2 protein-coding genes are annotated in these 2,393 nt (G+C 68.8%); both read left to right on the top strand.

The window, feature by feature from the left end; genetic code table 11:
- Window positions 1-298 precede the first annotated feature (298 nt).
- Window positions 299-1,609, top strand: coding sequence for an ABC transporter substrate-binding protein (locus tag ACXJKG_RS20690; protein WP_456847601.1), 1,311 nt, complete (start codon window positions 299-301; stop codon window positions 1,607-1,609).
- A gap of 66 nt (window positions 1,610-1,675) precedes the next feature.
- Window positions 1,676-2,393 (top strand): carbohydrate ABC transporter permease (locus ACXJKG_RS20685; RefSeq protein WP_456847600.1); only part of this gene is annotated, 718 nt, incomplete at its 3' end.

The following is a 2,393-nucleotide window of genomic DNA, read 5'->3' as shown; positions in this document are numbered from 1 at the left end:
CCGTGGAGATGGTCATGGCCCGGCTCGAGGGCGGCGGCGTCGCCGAGACGCGGCTCGTCGCGCCGACCCTCGAGGAGCGCGGGAGCGTCTTCGCGGCACGCTGATCCGCCCAGAAATCGTCGAAGCGTTTCGAAATCGTCGGACGAATCTGCCATCACGTCGAGCTTCTCGACCCCATCCACGTATTGACATCCGGACATCTTGCCGTCAAGACTAACCGCCGTGGGCGCATCGAAGCGCTTCGCCTGACAGCGAAGTGCACGCCCGAAGAACCCGAACACGTCGAAGGAGATGTGACATGCGTTCGAGACTGCTGACGGCGGTCGGAGTGGTCGCCGCAACGAGCCTCGCCCTGGTCGGCTGCTCGAGCGGCGCCGGCGACGACGCCGGGTCGGGCGAGTCCGCCGCGGGACCCGTGACCCTCCAGTACTGGGCCTGGGGCACCGCACAGGACCCTCTCGTCGACGCCTGGAACAAGGCGCACCCCGACATCCAGGTGAAGCACACGGACGCGGGCGGCGGCACCGACTCGTCGGCCAAGCTGCTCACGGCCACGCGCGCCGGCAACGCCCCGGACCTGTCCGTCGTCGAGTACCAGACGCTCCCCGCCATGATCGTCGGCGACGTGGCCGCGGACATCACGAAGTACGTGGGCGACGACGTCAAGAAGTCCTTCACCGACTCCACCTGGGGCCTGACCACGTTCAACGACGCGATCTACGGCGTCCCGCAGGACGTCGGGCCCATGGCGTTCGTCTACAACAAGGCCCGTCTCGACGCGCTCGGCGTCAAGGTGCCGACGACGTGGGCGGAGTTCAAGACGGCTGCCGAAGCCGTGCACACCGCCGACCCGAGCACGTACCTCGCCACCTTCAACACCACGGAGTTCGGCTTCTTCGCCGGCATGGCGCAGCAGGCGGGCGCCAAGTGGTGGTCGGTCGACGGCGACACGTGGACCGTCGGCATCGACGACGAGGCGTCGAAGGAGGTCGCCGACTACTGGCAGGACCTCATCGACAACGACCTCATCAAGGTCGAGGACCTGCTGACGCCGCAGTGGAACCAGGAGGTCAACGCCGGTCAGATCCTGTCCTGGCCGTCGGCGCTCTGGGCACCGGGCGTCATCTACGGCGTCGCTCCGGACATGGCCGGCCAGTGGGCCATGGCCCCCCTGCCCCAGTGGACGCCCGGCGACACCGCGGTGGCGTACCAGGGCGGCTCGGCGGTCGTCGTGACGACGTCGTCCAAGCACCCCAAGGAGGCCGCCGAGTTCGCCGCCTGGATCAACTCCAGCGACGAGGGCGCCGGTATCCAGCTGGACACCGGCCAGTACCCGGCCTCGACGCTGGGCCAGACCAAGGCCGAGACGTCCGCCCCGCCCGTCCTGATGCCGCAGCAGACGGACTTCTGGAAGCTCGCGTCGAGCATCGCCGCCGACACGATCCCGTCGATCACCTGGGGGCCGAACGTCAACGTGGCGTCGAGCGCGTTCCAGGACGCGATGGCCAAGGCGGTGGAGAACGGCACGCCCCTGCGTGACGCGTTGACCGCCACCCAGAAGGTGGTCGTCGACGACATGAAGACGACCGGGTTCACCGTCAACGAGTGAGGCTATCGACCCCGACGCCCCGGCACGCCCCGGGGCGTCGGGGTCGACCTCGCGCTGGAGAGTGACATGACCATCCCCACCACGCTCACGCCGCCGGTCACCGCGACCGTGACGGCACCCTCCGGGAACCGGCCCCGCCGCGGGACGATCGCCCCCTACGTCTTCCTCGCCCCCGCGGTCGTGCTGTTCGTGGCCTTCCTGCTGGTCCCGATGCTGTACTCCGTCTGGCTGAGCTTCCGCGGGCTGCGGCTGGTCGGCGGCGGTGCGTTCGGCAAGCGGACCGAGGTGTTCGTCGGGCTGCACAACTACGTCGCCGCGTTGACCGACCCCGACTTCCTGGCCGGCTTCGGACGGCTCGCGATCTACGGCGCCATCGCGATCCCGCTGACCCTCGGCCTCGCCCTGCTGTTCGCGCTCCTGCTCGACTCGACGGTGACCCGCGCGAAGCGCTTCTCGCGGACCGCGATCTTCATCCCGTACGCGGTCCCCGGGGTGGTCGCCTCGCTGATGTGGGGCTTCATGTACCTCCCGGCGACGAGCCCGTTCAGCTACATCACGAGGGCACTCGGCTGGGGTTCGATCCCCTTCCTCGAGAACCCCGAGATCTTCGGCTCCGTCGCCAACATCGCGATCTGGGGCGGCGTGGGCTTCAACATGATCATCATCTACACCTCGTTGCGCGGGATCCCGTCGGAGATCTACGACGCCGCCCGGATCGACGGGGCCGACGAGCGGCAGATCGCCTGGCGGGTCAAGATCCCGCTGGTGTCGCCCGCGCTCATCC

Source organism: Cellulomonas sp. P5_C6 (assembly GCF_054049635.1).
This window is presented reverse-complemented; position numbering and strand designations above follow the sequence as displayed.